Origin of the sequence: Streptomyces omiyaensis (assembly GCF_014650895.1) — a bacterium.
Taxonomy (GTDB): Bacteria; Actinomycetota; Actinomycetes; order Streptomycetales; family Streptomycetaceae; genus Streptomyces; species Streptomyces omiyaensis.
The window spans coordinates 21,254-38,434 of sequence record NZ_BMVV01000030.1; the positions used below are offsets into that span (position 1 = coordinate 21,254).

Below are 17,181 nucleotides of genomic sequence, written 5' to 3' on the forward strand. Positions count from 1 at the left end.
CGCACGCGGGAAGGGGCCCGGTGGCTTGTGCCACCGGGCCCCTTCGTCGTTCCCCGCCCCTCGGCCCGGGGCGCCGTCCCCGCCGGGGACTACCAGCGCCCGTCGAAGGGGTAGTGGTCGCACTTCTCGCCGCAGCGCTCGCGGGCGTCCGTGGAGGTGCGCAGGAAGCTTTCCTCCGGGACGCCGAGCACCCGGATGTCCACCGGGGTGGCGGTCGAGTGCAGCGCGCTGAAGATCGACACGAACTCGACGCGGTGGGCGCCGGGCCGCCAGCTGTGCGGGTGGCGCATGCTCCAGGTGCCGTCCTCGGCGACGACGGCCTCGCCGATCAGCCGCTCGCCCTCCAGGGCCATCACCTTGGTGACGCCGGGGGCGGCGGTGCCGCTGAAGCGGGGGCGCGGGTTGACCCAGGCCCCGCTCTTCGGGGCGGCGACCACCGGCGGGGCGACGTGGTCGCGGACCTCGAAGCGCAGCGAGGCGATCGGGGTGACCCCGCCCGCGCGGGCGATGCCGACGGCCTGCACGGTGTGCTCGCCGGCCGGCCAGACCATGGTGCGGCGCCACAGGAAGCGGCCCTGCTCGTTGACGGCGGTGCCGCCGATGTAGGCGCCCTGGGAGAAGAAGAGCAGGTAGCCGGTGTCGGGGCCGGCGTTGCCGGCGAACTTCTGGAGGCCGCTGACCGCGCGGTCGGGCGCCGGCGAGGTGAAGACGGGGGCGGTGCCGACCCGGTCGGTGGCGTAGAGCGCGCTCTCCGGGCTGACCACGGTGAACTCGGGGGCGGGCGGCGGGTACTCGCCGGGGACCAGGGTCGCCGGGTCGACGGTGCCGGCCGGGATGTCCGGGCTGCTCTCCAGGGCGGAGGCGAGGATCCGGGCCACCTCGCGGGCGCCAGCGTGGTTGAAGTGGGTGGAGTCGATCATGCCGTCCGGGTGGAGCGGGTGCTCTCCGGCGTCGATCCAGCGGTAGTACTGCTTGGCCCGGGCGGGGCCGAGCTCCTGGAGGAGCCGGCCGGTGTGGGAGTTCATGTCGACGAAGACGGCGCCGGTCTCGGCGGCGGCCTCCCGGGTGACCTCGGGGTAGCCGTCGCGGGTGTCGGAGACCTGGCCCTGCACGTCGAAGGCGCAGCGCGAGCACGGGGTGAGGAGGACCGGGATCGCCCCCTGGGCGCGGATCCCCTCCACGTACAGCTTGAGGAACTCCTTGAACTCCCGCTTGCCGTGGTAGCGGAGCGGGACGTTGATCCGCTGCTCGACGCCGCCGAAGTCGAGGGCGACGATGTCGCCGGGCTCCAGCAGGTTGAGCAGGGTGGCGAAGCGGTCCGTGAAGTACGTGCGGGCGGTCATCGCGTCGCGGGCGAAGTTCCGCACCTCCCAGCCGGGGGCGAGGAACTCCGCCATGTACTGGCCCCATCCGGCGATGGGGCCCTCGGCGGTCTTGCGGGACTTGGCGACGGAGGCGCCGAGGATGCAGAACTTGGGCATGACGGGCCTCCGGTTCACAGGGGCCAGGCGGCGATCCGCCCGGCGTGGAAGTGTTCGTTGCGCGGCGAACCGGTCTCGAACTGGCTGGCGATGGGGAAGTAGCTGGGCAGGAAGGCGGCGAGGGTGGCGTCCTGCTCGTCCTCCGAGACGTCTCCGTCGTGGAAGTCGTTGAGGCAGAAGACGTCGTTGGGGCGGGAGGCGAGCAGGCCGTTGAGCTTCTTGACCTGTTCGCTGAGGCCGACGTTGACGAAGCCGGAGGAGATCCGGCCGGGCACGCTGCGGCCCGTGTGGTAGCCGAAGTAGTGGTGGAGCGAGGAGGCCACGGAGACGTCCGAGGGATCGCGCAGCCGGTTGTGGGCGGTGCGGCGCAGGGCGTCGGGGAAGTGGGTCTCCAGGTCGGCCATCACGCTGCGGCGCAGCGGGTGCGGGGCGTGGATGAAGGAGTTCACCAGCGTCTGGCCGAACATGCCCTGGATCAGGTCGCGGTTGTTCTTGGCGGCGATCCGGCTGAACTCGTCGCCCTCCAGGGCCGGTCCCATGGGGATGGCGTTGGAGGACATGAAGTGCTTGGAGGCGCCGTTGCCCAGGAAGAAGAGCGAGGGCTGGATCGGGCGGGCGGCGAACACGTCGTCGTTGAAGTAGAGGAAGTGCTCGGCCAGGCCGTCGATGTGGTGCAGCCGGCTCTCGATGGCGTGCGAGTTGTACGTGGGCAGGGAGCCCTCGCCGCCGAAGATCTCGGTGTGGTCGACGACCCGGACCCGGGGGTGGCGGGTGTCCAGCCACGGCGGCACCTGCTGGTCGGTGACCAGGTAGATGTTCCGGATCCAGGGCGCGTACATGTCGAGGGAGCGCAGCGAGAAGCGCAGCTCGTCGCGGTTGCGGAAGCGGGCGGCGCTGGTGGCGGCGTCCTCGGTGACGATGCCCATCGAGGCGAGGACCGCGTTCTTGCGCTCCAGCCAGTTCACGTCGGATCCGTCGACCCAGGTGTAGACGGCGTCGATGGGGAAGGGCACGTCGTGGTGGAGGGTGTGGGTGTACGGCTCCACCGTCGGGTAGGTGCGTCCGCCGAGGACGGTCGGCATCCGGCGCATCGAGGCGCGGGGCACCCGCTGGCCGATGAGCGTGCGGCGCGGCGAGTGGAAGAAGTGCGGCTCCTCCTCGTCGTGGTACCAGAAGGAGACCAGGCAGCCGTAGGTGGCGCCGAGGCGGAGGGTGCCGGTGGCGGAGACGACGGGGGCGTAGACGCGGATGCCGGAGCACTCGGTGTTGACGAGGTCGGCGGCCCGCTGCGCGAGGGTGGTGGCGATCGTGGTGTCGGCGTCGTTGAGGAGCCCCACGTAGACCGGGCCGTCGGGGAACCGGTCGGCGAGGGCCTTGAGGACGGCGTCCCGGTAGTCGGCGTGGACGGCGACGCTGTGCCGGATCTTGGTGTCCCGGACCAGGAAGTAGGGGACGCCGGCGGCCTCCAGGGCGTCGGCGGTCAGGGCCAGGTTGGTCTGGGCGATGTCGAAGGGCGATTCGGCGTCGATGACCCGGCAGACCTGGCCGCCGTCGCGGACGAGGCCGCGGTCGCGCTTGAGCAGCCGCTCCTCGGCCTCCTTGAAGGCGCGGTTGCGGGCGGTGCCCTGGGGGGCCGCGGCGGCGGCCCGGGCGGCTCCGTCGTTGCCGCCGAGGAGGGCCTGGGCGGCGGTGCGGGCGGCCTTGGCCGCGGGGCGGCCGCCGCCGGCGCGCTCGGCGGCGAGGGCGGAGAGGAGCTGCTCCCAGCGGGCGGTGGCCTCGGCGGGGGCGTGGCGGACGGCCTCCTCGGCCGCGGCGGCGCCGAGGCCGAGGCGGAGCCGGTCGTCCTGGACGAGCCGGAACAGCCGGTCGGCGAGGAGTTCGGTGTCGTCGACGGGGACGAGCAGGCCGGTGCGGCCGTCGGCGACCACGTCGCGCAGGACGCCGGGGCTGTCGAAGCCGACGACGGGGACGCCGGCGGACTGGGCCTCCATGAGGGAGTAGCCGACCGCGTCGGTGCGGGTGGTGGTGAGGGCGATCGAGGCCTTGGCCCACTCCTCCGCGGGGTGGGTGGCCTCGCCGACGAGCTGGACGGTGCCGTGGAGGCCGAGCTGGTCGCGGCGGCGGCGCAGGGCGCCGCCGAGCGGGCCGTCGCCGAGGATCCGCAGGGTCCAGGTCGGGTGGAGCGGGGAGACCCGGGCCCAGGTGCCGAGGGCCGCGTCGACGCCGGAGTTCTCCTCCAGGCGGGCGGCGAGGGTGACGATCCGGGTCTGCAGGGTGGAGCGGGGGCGGAAGCCCTCGGGCAGGGCGGGCGGGACCACCTGGAGGCGCGGGGCGGCGGCGCCGAAGGTCTCGGCGTACCACTCGTGGGCGCGGGCGCCGGGCAGGACGACGGCGTCGAAGCCGGCGGTGTGGCGCAGCAGGGGTTCGAGGGCGGTGGCCTCGGCGACCTCGGAGGCGCGCTGTTCGAGGTGGACGAGGAGGGTCTCGGCGGGGGCGAAGCGGGCCGCGAGGACCATCAGCCCGGGGGTGGTGGTGACCAGGACGTCGGTGTCGAGGGTGGTGAGGGCGTACTCGGCCTCGATGTCGGAGAGCCGGTTGTGGCCGTCGTCCCAGCGGCGTTCGACGAGCTCGCTGGGGCGGGCGGCGAGCGCGGCGGAGAGGGCCTCGTCCGGACCGCCCTCGCGGACCGGGCGCTGCTGGGGGCCGGCGCCCTCGACGAGGAAGGTGACGGGGACCCGTCCGTCGTACGGGGTGAACCTGCGGCGGCGGGCCTTGAAGAGGCTGAGGACGGAGACCTCGTGCCGGGCGGCCAGTTCGGAAGCCTGGTGGAGCACCGCGCGCTCGGGGTCACCGAGGACGTCGGCGGCATGCAGAAGGAACGTTACTTTCACGATGTGCGCTTCCTCAGGCCGTCTCTTCGACACGACGGCAGGTGAACCGGAGGTTCCCGGCGGGGGTGTAGCGGGGCTCGACCGACATCAGGGTGTCCTTGCGCGCGGCGACCACGACCGAGCGCATCGCCAGCACCCGCTGGGGGTCGGTGAGGTCGTGCAGCAGCCGGGCCACCCGGTGGGGGCGCCGGTCGGCCGTGTGCAGCAGGACGTCCCAGTGCTCGCGGCGGTGGGAGACCGGGTACATCTCGGAGAGCGGCACCTCGGTCTGCCAGACGCCGGGCTCGATCTCGGTGAGTTCGCAGGGGATCCGCCGCCCGGAGGCGACGAACTCGCACCACGGCTCCTCGGCCGGCATCCCGACCAGGCGCAGCCGCACGTCGATGCGGGCGTGCTCGATGTGCACGTCCACCACCTCGGCCCCCGGGCGGGCCGACGCGTGCCGGAGCCGGGCGCTGCCGGTGACGGAGCGCCCGACGCGGTAGCGGCCGCCGCTGATCGGGGAGGCCTCCATGGGGCGCGTGGTGCCCTTGTAGGTGTGCGGGGCGTCGACCAGGAGGAGCGGGTAGGTGCGGGTGCGGTGGCCGGTGCGGACGCCGAGCCGCAGCCGGGTCCCGCCGGTCTCCACCGGGACGCCGCCCGTCTCGGCGCCCAGCAGCACGGCGGCGTCGACGAGCACCCGGCCCGAGCGGTCGGTGTGCACCCGGGCGGGGCTGCGGTGCGGCGAGCGGCCGCCGCCGATCAGCACCTCGGCGGAGTCCGCGGCGCGGGCCCCGGCGGGCAGCTCGGCGTGCAGGTTCATCGTCTGACCGTCGAGCACGGCGGCGTACAGCACGGTGGCGGAGCGGCGGCCGCGCAGCGGGAGGAAGACCCCGCGGAGCAGTCGGCTCCACAGCGGCGCGGCGATCCGGAGCCTTGCGGTCCGGCGCACCCTGCCCAGGCGCCTTCGTATCGAGCCCATCAGTCGGCACGTCCTCGTTCGGTCAGTCGGCGGGTGGGGAGCCCCACGGCATCCGTGCGCTCGTAGGGGCTCGGCACCGGGAAGTAGTCGTCGAGGAAGCGCCGCACCATCCGCTCCTGCGCGTCGCGGTCCTCGGGCACGACGGTGTCGTTGATGCAGAAGGTGTCGAAGTCACGGCGGGCGGAGAGCCGGTCGAGGCGCTGCTGCGCGCCCCGGTCGCCGATGTCGATGTAGACGTACCGCAGGTCGCCCACGGTGGCGCGGGCCGAGTGGTACGCGAAGTAGTGGTGCAGCGACGAGGCGATGGGCACGTCCTGGGGCGAGCGGAAGCGCGCGTGCTGGGTGGTCCAGTGGGCGCGCGGGTAGGTGTGCTCGATCTCGTTCAGGATGCTGCGGCGCAGGGCGTGCGGGGTGTGCTTCATCTTCTGCGAGACGAAGGTGCCGAACTGCTGGGCGATCAGGCCCCGGCTGTTCTTGCCCGCGGCGTTGACCGGCAGGTCGTCGGGGAGGGCCCGGCCGGTGGGGATGAGCGCCTTGGACATGAAGAACTTGCTCAGTCCGTTGGCGTGGAAGAAGTGCCCGAGGGTGGTCGGCCGGCCGAAGAACACGTCGTCGTTGAGGTAGAGGAAGTGCTCCGACAGGTCGGGGATGTGGTGGAGCTGGCTCTCGATGGCGTGCGAGTTGAAGGTGGGCAGCGCGGTGGGGTCGGAGAAGATCTCGCGGTGGTCGACGACCCGCAGGCCGGGGTGGTCGAGGTCGAGCCAGCCGGGCACCTGCCCGGCCGTCACCAGGAAGACGTTGCGCACCCAGGGCGCGTACTGGTGGATCGAGCGCAGCGAGTAGCGCAGCTCGTCGCGGCTGGTGAAGCGGGCGTCGTTGGCGGCCTGCTCGTGCAGGGCGGGGCCGCCCTCGTCCTCGTGGCCGAGGAGGCGGCGGGTGGTCTCCTTGGTGCCGCGCCACACCGGGTCGTCGGCGTCCACCCAGGTGTAGACGACGTCCACGGGGAAGGTGTGGTCCTCGGGCAGGTGCGCGGTGAACTCGGGCAGGGTGCGGGCCTGCCCGGTGGTGTAGAGGGCGGGCACAGGGCTGAAGAGGGCCTGCGGCGCCTCGACGGTGCGCGGGGCGGCGTCGGCCTCGGTCACCACCCGGTTGGGGCGGGGGGCGATCAGCTCGCCGTCCCGCTCGTCCCAGAACTCCAGGTCGCAGCCGTGGGCGGCGCCGAAGACGAGCCGGCCGGTCGGGTCGCAGACGATCCAGGCGATCCGCAGGATCCGCCGGGAGCGCAGCTTGCGCCAGGACGCGGCGGCCTCGCCGGGGCGGAGGTCGCCGGGACCGGTGCCGACGTAGCCGGGCTCCTGGTCGAAGGCGTACGCGAGGAGGTCCTCGGTCTCCTCGCGGTGCCGCGCGGGGACCGCGACGGCGGGCAGGCCGTTGGCGGTGCCGCGGACGCAGAAGTACTCGATGCCGGCGTCCTCCAGGAGGCCGACGAGGAGGTGCAGGTTGCGGGCGCGGGCGGCCCAGGCGGTGATGCCGGGGACCTCCAGGGCGCGCAGGTGGCGGCCGCCGTCCTGGACCACCCGGAGGGTGCCGCGCTCGGTCTCGGCGCCGCCCTTGCGGCCGCCGATGGCGCGGGCCACGACGGCGGAGCGGGCGGAGTCGACGCCGGCCAGGGTGCGGGCCACGGACTGGCGGACGGGCTGCGGGATGCCGGCCACGATGCGGCGGCGGGCCCGGACGGGCACGAGGTTCCGGTAGACGGAAACGAGCGCACTGGACTCGGGGTTGCGAGACGTCGCCACCGTGTTCAGCCCACCATTTCCACACCACACGCATGCGGAGCATGCGCCCGGAACCACGCTTGCCCGGATCTGATTCAGTCCGGGCTCAACGCTGAACTCCGGCCCCCCGAAGTCCCGGCCCTCGGCGGGACCGGTCGAGCACCTCCCCCGATCGCAAGACTGCGCAGAGGATGCTCGCACCGGATCTTCACACCCGATCCATGCCCCAGACAACTTATCGAAGGCTTATCGGACCAGCCGTTATCCAGCTGAGATGTGAACGCGCCTCCGATGTCGGGTAGGTCACTCCGAATGCCCGGGAAGGTCTCCGGGAGTCCCGGAACCGTCACCCCCTGTCGCACACCCGTCCGACCGTCTGCCTATACTCCACGCTCAACCCGCGCGCCGCCGTGCCCGCGTACCGGAGGCGCGGGCGTCACCGAGCGCCCCGAACGGTCACCAGGATTCGAGGAACCGCACACGATGAGCCAGGACACCCGCACGCCCGAGGCCGTCGGCGGACGCCGTGGCACCGGCTCCCGCCCGCGCAAGAAGCGCAGGACCGGCAGGATCGTCCTGCTGACGCTCCTCGCCCTGCTGCTGGCCGCCGGCGGCGCCCTGTACTGGACCTACAGCAGCATCGACGGCAACATCAAGGGCGTCGACATCACCAAGGCGCTCGGCGACGACCGCCCCGAGAAGCTGCCCACCAGCGGCCAGAACCTCCTGGTCCTCGGCTCGGACTCGCGCGCCGGCGACAACGGCGACCTGGTCGGCGGCTCGGTCGGCGGCGGCCGCTCCGACACCACGCTCGTGGTCCACATACCCGAGGGCCGCACCGAGGCCGTCGCCGTCAGCATCCCGCGCGACACCCTGGTCACCCGCCCCGAGTGCACCCGCGGCGACGGCACCGCCGCACCCTCCGCCAAGCGCGTCATGTTCAACTCCGTGTACGCGCAGTACGGCCCCGCCTGCGTGGTCAAGACCGTGGAGTCGATGTCCGGCGTCCGCCTCGACCACTTCCTGGAGATCGACTTCGCCGGCTTCAAGGACCTCGTCGACACCATCGGCGGCGTCACGGTCGACGTGAAGCAGCCGATCGACGACAAGCAGAGCGGCCTCCAGCTCGCGGCCGGCCCGCAGAAGCTCGACGGCACCCAGTCGCTCGCCTTCGTCCGCACCCGCCACGGCGTCGGCGACGGCTCCGACCTCGGCCGCATCTCCCTCCAGCAGCAGTTCCTCACCTCGCTGCTCACCGAGGTGAAGAAGCAGGACCTGCTGAGCAGCCCCACCAAGACGTACAAGATCGCCGACTCGGCGACCAAGGCGCTCACCACCGACTCCGAGCTCGCCTCCCTCACCGCGCTCAGCGAGTTCGGCCGCAGCCTCAACGGCGTCGACCCGCAGAACATGGAGACGATCATGCTGCCGGTCGCCTACGACAAGATCGACCCCAACCGCGTCGTCGCCCACGAGCCCAACGCCTCCCAGCTGTGGAAGGCCGTCCGGGAGGACGCCGAGATCCCGGCCTCCGCCAAGAAGTCCCCCGCCACGGGCGGCTGACGGACCCTCCGCCCCGTACGACACCGGTGCCCCGGCCCCTCACCACGAGGGACCGGGGCACCGGCGCGTGCGGGCGCGTACGCCGCTCAGAGGCGCGTCCAGGGCTCCAGGGCCAGCCCCGGCTCCGTCCCCTGCCGGGTGACGATCACGCCGCCGTCGGCCGCCAGCGCGGCCACCGCGGCCGCGCCGCCGGCGTCGGCCGTCAGGGCCGGCGGACCGAGCACCGGCGGGCCGGACGGGGTCCAGTACAGACCGGTGTCCTCGCGCTCCGTCAGGTACGCGGCCAGCGCCGCGCCGCCCTGGTCGTCGCACTGGGCCAGCAGCGTGCAGTCGTAGCCGTCGATCAGGCACCGCCCCGCGGTCAGCGGGCCGCCGCCGACCGCGGCGGCGAACGGCGTGGGCGCGAGGCCGCGCCCCGGCGACCAAGCGCAGATCCGCCCGGAGCCGTCCGTGTAGTAGGCCGTGACGTGTCCGGAGGCGCCGGTCACCGCGGCGAGGGTGCCCGGCACGACCGGGGTCGGCACCAGCGGCTCCACGACCGGGCGGGCGCCCGGCTCGTGCTGCACGTACCGCACCAGGCCGCGGTCGCTGGAGGTGTACAGCTCGACCAGGCCGGCGCCGTTCACCGCGGCCACCGGGTTCTGGTCGGTGCGGCCGCCCTTCAGGTCCCACCACGGGTGCCAGCCGCCGGCGTCCTTCTGGACGCGGGCGCTGACGCCGCCGCCGCGGTTGCGGACGAAGACGTGGGCGCGGCCCTGGGCGTCCACGGCGAGGGCCGGGTTGCCGAACCACTCCGCCCGCCCGTTGGAGCCGCCGATGGACTTCCACTCCACGTTGGGCCGGCCGGTCTGGAACTGGACGCTGTGCACCAGCTCGACGTGCCGCTCCCCCGCCTCCCCGGTGGTGCCGGTGGGCCGGAAGCCGATCAGGTGCACGTACCGGTCGGGTCCCTGCGCCGCCGCGAGGAAGGGCAGCAGCCCGCCGCCGCCGATCTTGTCCGGGCCGGTGAACCGGCGGCCGGGGCCCTCGGTCCAGCGGAGCACCTCGCCGTCCCGGGGGACGTACACGCTGAAACGGCCCTCGGCGCCCCGGGTCAGCCAGCCGCCGTGCATCTTCGGGGCGCGCGGGGAGCCGTGGGTGGGGTCGGCGGGGGCCTGGGGTCGGTTCACCATGCGAGGATCCAGCGCTCCGGGTCGAGTGGGGGACGGTTCGCACCGACTTTATCCGCCCGGCCCGGCCGCCTTCCGCGCGCCCGCTGGTTCCCGGTCAGGAACGGAGGCTCCGGCCCTCCTTGCCCAACCGGCTGTGGTTGCGCCCGTACAGGAAGTACACGATGACGCCGAGCGCCATCCAGACCGCGAAGCGGAACCAGGTCTCGCCCGGCAGGTTGAGCATCAGCCACAGCGAGGCCGCGATGGAGATGATCGGCAGCGCCGGCACCCACGGGGTCCGGAAGGCGCGGTGCAGGTCGGGGCGGGTGCGGCGGAGCACGATGACACCGGCGGCGACCATCACGAAGGCGAAGAGGGTGCCGATGTTCACCAGCGTCGCCAGCTCGTTGATGCTGGTGAAGCCGGCGACGATCGCGATGATCACGCCGAGCAGGATGGTCGGCCGGTACGGGGTCTTGTACTTGGGGTGCGTGACCGAGAAGAAGCGGGGCAGCAGGCCGTCCCGGCTCATCGCGAAGAAGACGCGGGTCTGGCCCAGCAGCAGGATGAGGCAGACCGTGGTGAGGCCGACGGCCGCGCCGAAGCTGATCACGCCCGCGTAGAAGGGGTGCCCGGCGGCCTTGAAGGCGTCGGCGAGCGGGGCGCTGACCGACAGCTCGGTGTAGTGCTGCATGCCGGTCACGACGAGGGCGACCGCCACGTACAGCACCGTGCAGATGAGCAGCGAGCCGAGGATGCCGCGGGGCATGTCCCGCTGCGGCAGCTTGGTCTCCTCGGCGGCGGTGGCCACCACGTCGAAGCCGATGAAGGCGAAGAAGACGATGGAGGCGGCGGTGAAGATGCCCATGACGCCGAAGTTGGTGGGCTCGTACCCGAAGAGGATCTGGACGAGCGGCGCGGTCCAGTTGTCACCGCCGCCCTCCGGGGTGACGGCCGGCGGGATGAACGGGTCGTAGTTGTCGCCGACGATGAAGAACAGGCCGGCGACGATCACGATCATGACGACGGTGACCTTGATCGCCACCACCAGGGCGGTGATCCGGGCGGAGAGCTTCATGCCCAGGACGAGGATCACGGTCAGCACCAGGACCAGCAGGAACGCCAGGATGTCGAAGGTGCCGCCCGGTGCGTCCGGCCCTTCCAGGGAGGCCGGCAGGTGCCAGCCGATGTTGTCCATCAGCGAGCGCACGTACCCGGACCAGCCGACCGCCACCACCGCCGTGCCCAGCGCGAACTCGAGCACCAGGTCCCAGCCGATGATCCAGGCCGGAAGCTCCCCGATGGAGGCGTAGGCGAAGGTGTACGCCGATCCGGCGACCGGCACCGTCGAGGCGAACTCGGCATAGCAGAGGGCGGCCAGGGCGCAGACGATGCCGGCCGCGACGAAGGCCAGCGCCGTGGCCGGGCCCGCGTTCTCCTTGGCGACCTTGCCGGTCAGGACGAAGATGCCGGTGCCGATGATCACACCGACGCCGAAGACCGTGAGGTCCCAGGCCGAGAGGGACTTCCGGAGCGCGTGCTCCGGCTCCTCGGTGTCCCGGATCGACTGCTCGACCGATTTGGTCCGGAACATTCCGGTGTTGGCCCGTGGGGGGCGCTGGTCCGTGCTCACCGTCGTACCTCCGCGTCGTCCGTGACGTCGGGTCTCGGGCCCCCGGCACACGGGGGTCGAGGGGACGCTGCCCGCGCTGAAGCCAGAATGCACGCGAAAGGGCCGGTCGGCACCCGGGAGGGTGAGCCGACCGGCCCAACGGTGACGCGGTGTGACCGCTCCGCCGGGGCGGAGGTCAGTCGCGGGCGGGCTCCACGGCCTCGCGGGCCGCCTCGTACCGGCCGTCCAGACGCGAGACCAGTCCGGTGACCTGGCGCGCGATGTCCGGGGCGGTCAGTCCGATCTCGGCCAGGACCTCGGCGCGGGAGGCGTGGTCGAGGAAGACCGGCGGGATGCCGAAGTCACGCAGGGGCACGTCGACGCCGGCGTCGCGGAGCGCCTGGGCGACGGCCGAGCCGACGCCGCCGACCCGGCTGTTGTCCTCGACGGTGACGACGACCCGGTGGTCCGCGGCGAGCGGCGCGAGGGCCTCGTCGACCGGCTTGACCCAGCGGGGGTCGACCACCGTGGTGGAGATGCCCTGCCGGTCGAGGAGGTCGGCGATCTCCAGGCACATCGGGGCGAGCGCGCCGACCGAGACCAGGAGGACGTCCGGCCGGTCCGTGCCGGCCTCGCGGAGCACGTCCATGGAGCCGACCCGGCCCACGGCGGGGACGGCGGGGCCGACCGCGCCCTTGGAGAAGCGCACCACGGTGGGGGCGTCGGTGACCTCGACGGCCTCGCGGAGCTGGGCGCGGACCTGGTCGGCGTCGCGCGGGGCGGCGAGCCGCAGGCCGGGCACGACCTGGAGGATCGACATGTCCCACATGCCGTTGTGCGAGGCGCCGTCCGTGCCGGTGACGCCGGCCCGGTCGAGGACGAAGGTGACGCCGCACTTGTGCAGGGCCACGTCCATCAGGACCTGGTCGAAGGCGCGGTTGAGGAAGGTCGCGTAGACCGCGAAGACCGGGTGCAGGCCGCCGGTGGCGAGGCCGGCCGCGGAGACGGCGGCGTGCTGCTCGGCGATGCCGACGTCGAAGACCCGCTCCGGGAACTCCTTGGCGAAGCGGTCCAGGCCGACCGGCTGGAGCATGGCGGCGGTGATCGCCACGATGTCCTCGCGCTCCTTGCCGAGCGCGACCATCTCCTCGCCGAAGACGCTGGTCCAGTCGGCGCCGGAGGTGGCGATGGGGAGGCCGGTGTCCGGGTGGATCTTGCCGACGGCGTGGAAGCGGTCGGCCTCGTCCTGGAGGGCGGGCTGGTAGCCGCGCCCCTTCTCGGTGAGGCAGTGGACGATCACCGGGCCGCCGAAGCGCTTGGCGCGGGTGAGGGCGGACTCCAGGGCCTCGATGTCGTGCCCGTCGATGGGGCCGACGTACTTCAGGCCCAGGTCCTCGAACATGCCCTGGGGGGCGATGAAGTCCTTGAGGCCCTTCTTGGCGCCGTGCAGAGTCTCGTAGAGCGGCTTCCCGACGACCGGGGTGCGCTCCAGGATGTCCTTGCCGCGGGCCAGGAAGCGCTCGTAGCCGTCCGTGGTGCGCAGGGTGGCCAGGTGGTTGGCGAGGCCGCCGATGGTGGGCGCGTAGGAGCGCTCGTTGTCGTTGACGACGATGACGAGCGGGCGGTCCTTGGCGGCCGCGATGTTGTTGAGCGCCTCCCAGGCCATGCCGCCGGTGAGGGCGCCGTCGCCGATGACGGCCACGACGTGGTCGTCCTTCCTCAGGACCTGGTTCGCCTTGGCGAGGCCGTCGGCCCAGCCGAGGACGGTCGAGGCGTGCGAGTTCTCGATCACGTCGTGCTCGGACTCGGCCTGCGAGGGGTAGCCGGAGAGGCCGCCCTTCATCTTCAGCTTCGAGAAGTCCTGGCGGCCGGTGAGCAGCTTGTGCACGTAGCTCTGGTGACCGGTGTCCCAGAGGACCTTGTCCTTCGGGGAGTCGAAGACGCGGTGCAGGGCGATGGTCAGTTCGACCACGCCGAGGTTGGGGCCGAGGTGGCCGCCGGTCTTGGAGACGGCGTCGACGAGGAAGGTCCGGACCTCCGCGGCCAGCTGGTCCAGCTGTTCCGGGGAGAGCCGGTCCAGGTCGCGCGGTGTCCTGATACGGGTCAGCAGGGCCACCCGTGCCTCCTTGCGTTCTGAGCTGGTCGAGCTTGCCGATTTTGCCGAGTCTAATGTTCCGTCTTGGATCGTGGGCATCGGGCCAGGCGGAGCGGCATCACCCGCACGGGGGATGTACTGGTCCGGACGCGACGGTGCCCGGCACCGGTTCACCGGTGCCGGGCGCATGTGGCGCGTCTTACCCCAGGGCCGTCGCGCGCGTCGCGCGCGGCCCTCCTGTCACGCGCGTCCCGCGGACTTCTGGGTCTTGCGGGAGACGGAGTCGATGATCACGGCGATGAGGAGCACGGCGCCGGTGATCATGTACTGGATGGCGTTGGACTCCAGGTTGAGCTGGTTGAGGCCCTGGACGATCGACTGGAGCACCAGGATGCCCAGGAGCGCCGACCAGACCTTGCCGCGTCCGCCGAAGAGGGAGGTGCCGCCGATGACGGCCGCGGCGATGCACATCATGAGCTGGTTGCCGCCGCCCAGGGAGCGGTCGGCGCCGCCGGTGGCGGAGGCGAGGAAGAGGCCGCCGACCGCGCCGAGGGTGCCGGAGATCATGAAGACCGAGGTGCGGATCCAGGCGACGTTGATGCCGGCCCGGCGGGCGGCCTCGATGCCGCCGCCGACCGCGAAGACCTGGCGGCCGTAGGTGGTGCGGCGGAGCACGAAGTCGGTGACGAGCAGGATGACCAGGAAGATCACCAGGGAGAGCGGGAGGCCCTTCTCCTGGTTGAAGCCGTAGGCGGCGACCAGGACGAGGACCGCGAGGACGCCGGTGCGCAGCAGGATCTCGCTGTGCGGGCGGTGGGGCAGCTCGGCGGCCTTGCGGCGGGAGGAGTCGCGGAGCTGGGCGAGGTAGAAGGCGGCGATGACCGCGACGGCGAGGCCGTAGGCGGCGATGACGTCGGAGAAGTAGTACTTGGTGAGGTCGCCGACGAAGCTGCCGATGGGGGTGGGGATGGTGGAGCGGTCGCCCATGACCCAGGTCTGCAGGCCGGCCCAGCCGAGGAAGCCGGCGAGGGTGACGACGAAGGCGGGGACGCCGATCTTGGCGAAGACCAGGCCGTGGAAGGCGCCCAGGAGGGTGCCGGAGAGGATGCCGAGCAGGATCGCGAGCGAGTCGGGCATGTCGGTGGCGAACACGCCCCACACGGAGCCGGCGAGGCCCGCGACGGAGCCGACGGCCAGGTCGATCTCGCCGAGCAGGAGCACGAAGACGATGCCGACGGCCATGATGCCGGGGCCGGCCGCGTACAGGGTGATCTGGTCGAGGTTGTACGAGGTGATGAAGTTGCCGGTCAGGGCCTGGAAGACGATGCCGATGACGATCAGGCCGATGACGACGGGCAGCGAGCCGATCTCACCGGAGCGGATCTTGCGCTTGAACTCCGCGACGTAGCCCTTGAATCCCTGCTCGCGGACGAGGAGGCGGGGGTCGACGGCCGGGATCGCGCCGGCGGCCGGGGCCCCGGCGGCGTGCTTGGGGGCGCGGGGCTCGGGCACGGGTGCCTGCTCGGTCGTGCTCACTGGGCTACCTCCGCGGTGCGGGCCTGCCGGCGGGTGACGGCGTTGTCCGTGGCGCCGGTGATCGCGGCGATGATCTCTTCGTGGGTGGTGGTGGCGACCGGGAAGGTGCCGTTGTTGCGGCCGAGGCGGAGCACGGCGACGGTGTCGGCGACGGCCTTGACGTCGGCCATGTTGTGGCTGATGAGGATGACGCCGAGGCCCTGCTCGCGCAGCCGCTCGACCAGGTCGAGGACCTGGGCGGTCTGCTCGACGCCGAGGGCGGCGGTGGGCTCGTCCAGGATGACGATCTTGGGGTTGCCGACCAGGGCGCGGGCGATGGCCACGACCTGGCGCTGGCCGCCGGAGAGGGCGGCGACGGGGATGCGGACGCTGGGGATGCGGATGGAGAGCGTCGACAGGAGGTCCTTGGCGCGCTTCTCCATGGCGACCTCGTCGAGGACGCCGCCCTTCTTGAGCTCGCGGCCGAGGAAGAGGTTGGCGACGACGTCGAGGTTGTCGCACAGGGCGAGGTCCTGGTAGACGGTGGCGACGCCGAGGGCCTGCGAGTCCTGCGGGCGGGAGATCTCGACCGGGCGGCCCTCCCACTCGATGACGCCCTCGTCGATGGGGTGGACGCCGGCGATCGTCTTGACCAGGGTGGACTTTCCGGCACCGTTGTCGCCGACCAGGGCGACGACTTCGCCCGCGTGGACTTCGAGGTCGACACCGGAGAGGACCTGGACCGCTCCGAATCGCTTGAAGATCCCGCGCAACGCCAGGACAGGCGTCTGGGACACGTGAACCAACTCCTTCGCCGCCCGCGGTGGAGGAGCGGCGGCATGAAGCGCCGGTGGGGCGCCGAGTTCGAGGGGGGCTGTGTGCGTCCGGCCCCGGACCGACAGCGGGGTCTGGGTCGGCCGGGGCCGGACGGGTAGGGGGGCGGAACCGCGTCACGGGGCGGCGGTTCCGCGTCCCGCCGGGCCTGACGCTCCGGCGGGAGGGGTGGAGCCCGGTGGTCCGGGCTCCGGGGGGGGCCTACTTGATGCCCAGCTCGGCGCACTTGGCGGCGAGGTCCGCGGTGCAGACGTCGGCGGCCTTGTAGATGCCGTCCTGGATCACCGTGGACTGGATGTTGGCCTTGTCGACGACGACCGGGGCGAAGAGGGTGGACTTCACGCCGTCGGTCTCGCCCTGGGCGCCGAGGTCCTTGCCCTGGAGCAGGTTGACCGCGAACTTGGCGGCCTCGGGGGCCAGCTGGAGCGGGGACTTGTAGATCGTGAAGGTCTGGGTGCCGGCGACGATGCGCTGGATGCCCGCGACCTCGGCGTCCTGGCCGCCGACCGGGATGCCCTTGATGCCGGCGTTCTCCAGGGAGGTGACGATGCCGCCCGCCATGCCGTCGTTGGCGGAGTAGACGGCGCCGATCTTGTCCTTGCCGACGGAGGAGATGGCGGCGGCCATCTTCTCGCCCGCGACCTTCGGGTCCCACTCGCCGGAGGCCTCGTAGGCGATCTTGCCGACCTTGCCGTCGAGCGCGGTGTGGGCGCCCTTCTTGAAGAGGCCCGCGTTCGGGTCCTTCTCGTCGCCGTTGATCATGACGATCTGGGCGGAGGAGGCCTTGTCGCCGAGGGCGGCGAGGAGCGCCTGGCCCTGGAGCTCGCCGACCTTGTTGTTGTCGTGGCTGACGTAGGCGTCGGCGCCCTGGATCGCGCGGTCGTAGGCGATGACCTTGACGCCCTTGCCCTTCGCCTCCTGGACCCAGCCGGCGGACTTGGCGGCGTCGACCGAGCCGAGCGCGATGACCTTCACGCCGTCGGCGATGAGCTGGTCGAACTGCTGCTTCTGCTTCACGACGTCGGAGACGGCGTTGTTGTAGACGACCTCGCAGTCGCCGCAGGCGGCCTTGACGGCCTTCTCGAACTGCGGCTTGTCCAGCGCCTCGTACCGCGCGGTCTTGTTCTCCGGCAGGAGCAGGCCGATCTTGGTCGAGCTGCCCTTGTCCTCCCCGTCGCCGCCACCGGCCTGACCGCAGGCGGAGAGCGCGAGGGCCATCGAGACCGCGGCCGAGCCTATGACGACACGACGAGTCATTGCGTTCATGTGGGGTTGCCTCCCTGACGAGGCCGCGACGGTG

11 protein-coding genes are annotated in these 17,181 nt (G+C 72.3%); 1 reads left to right on the forward strand and 10 read right to left on the reverse strand.

Annotated elements, in window-relative coordinates:
* Positions 1 to 89 precede the first annotated feature (89 nt).
* The 4 genes from IE287_RS32645 to IE287_RS32660 are packed head-to-tail and all read right to left on the reverse strand — an operon-like array spanning position 90 to position 7,132.
* Complete coding sequence (locus IE287_RS32645; RefSeq protein ID WP_189852867.1) at positions 90 to 1,481, reverse strand: GDSL-type esterase/lipase family protein; 1,392 nt, start codon at positions 1,479 to 1,481, stop codon at positions 90 to 92.
* 14 nt (positions 1,482 to 1,495) lie between these two features.
* Positions 1,496 to 4,372 carry a stealth family protein gene (locus IE287_RS32650; protein ID WP_189852868.1) on the reverse strand — a complete coding sequence of 959 codons (2,877 nt, stop codon included), beginning with the start codon at positions 4,370 to 4,372 and terminating at the stop codon, positions 1,496 to 1,498.
* Between the two features lie 13 nt (positions 4,373 to 4,385).
* Positions 4,386 to 5,303 (reverse strand): hypothetical protein, encoded by a 918-nt coding sequence (locus IE287_RS32655; RefSeq protein WP_308436905.1) that lies wholly within the window; start codon positions 5,301 to 5,303, stop codon positions 4,386 to 4,388.
* Between the two features lie 29 nt (positions 5,304 to 5,332).
* Positions 5,333 to 7,132 (reverse strand): stealth family protein, encoded by a 1,800-nt coding sequence (locus tag IE287_RS32660; protein WP_189852870.1) that lies wholly within the window; start codon positions 7,130 to 7,132, stop codon positions 5,333 to 5,335.
* Between the two features lie 462 nt (positions 7,133 to 7,594).
* On the opposite strand from IE287_RS32660, the gene IE287_RS32665 reads away from it, so the two are divergent.
* On the forward strand, positions 7,595 to 8,674 hold the full coding sequence (locus IE287_RS32665; protein ID WP_189852871.1) for an LCP family protein: 1,080 nt from the start codon (positions 7,595 to 7,597) through the stop codon (positions 8,672 to 8,674).
* A gap of 86 nt (positions 8,675 to 8,760) precedes the next feature.
* On the opposite strand, the gene IE287_RS32670 is transcribed toward IE287_RS32665, so the two are convergent.
* The 6 genes from IE287_RS32670 to IE287_RS32695 all read right to left on the reverse strand — a co-directional run bounded on the left by IE287_RS32670 (position 8,761) and on the right by IE287_RS32695 (position 17,147).
* Positions 8,761 to 9,846: a PLL family lectin gene (locus tag IE287_RS32670; RefSeq protein ID WP_189852872.1), complete on the reverse strand. Its 1,086-nt coding sequence runs from the start codon at positions 9,844 to 9,846 to the stop codon at positions 8,761 to 8,763.
* A 94-nt stretch (positions 9,847 to 9,940) separates the two neighbouring features.
* Complete coding sequence (locus IE287_RS32675; protein ID WP_189852910.1) at positions 9,941 to 11,419, reverse strand: amino acid permease; 1,479 nt, start codon at positions 11,417 to 11,419, stop codon at positions 9,941 to 9,943.
* Positions 11,420 to 11,633: 214 nt separating this feature from the next.
* On the reverse strand, positions 11,634 to 13,553 hold the full coding sequence (gene dxs, locus IE287_RS32680; RefSeq protein WP_189852873.1) for a 1-deoxy-D-xylulose-5-phosphate synthase: 1,920 nt from the start codon (positions 13,551 to 13,553) through the stop codon (positions 11,634 to 11,636).
* Positions 13,554 to 13,772: 219 nt separating this feature from the next.
* On the reverse strand, positions 13,773 to 15,068 hold the full coding sequence (locus tag IE287_RS32685; RefSeq protein ID WP_189852874.1) for a sugar ABC transporter permease: 1,296 nt from the start codon (positions 15,066 to 15,068) through the stop codon (positions 13,773 to 13,775).
* A complete protein-coding gene (locus tag IE287_RS32690) occupies positions 15,065 to 15,844 on the reverse strand; it encodes an ATP-binding cassette domain-containing protein (protein ID WP_189852875.1) in 780 nt (259 codons plus the stop codon). Before IE287_RS32690 ends, IE287_RS32685 begins: the two co-directional genes overlap by 4 nt.
* A 238-nt stretch (positions 15,845 to 16,082) precedes the next feature.
* On the reverse strand, positions 16,083 to 17,147 hold the full coding sequence (locus tag IE287_RS32695; protein WP_189852876.1) for a sugar ABC transporter substrate-binding protein: 1,065 nt from the start codon (positions 17,145 to 17,147) through the stop codon (positions 16,083 to 16,085).
* Positions 17,148 to 17,181: the final 34 nt, after the last annotated feature.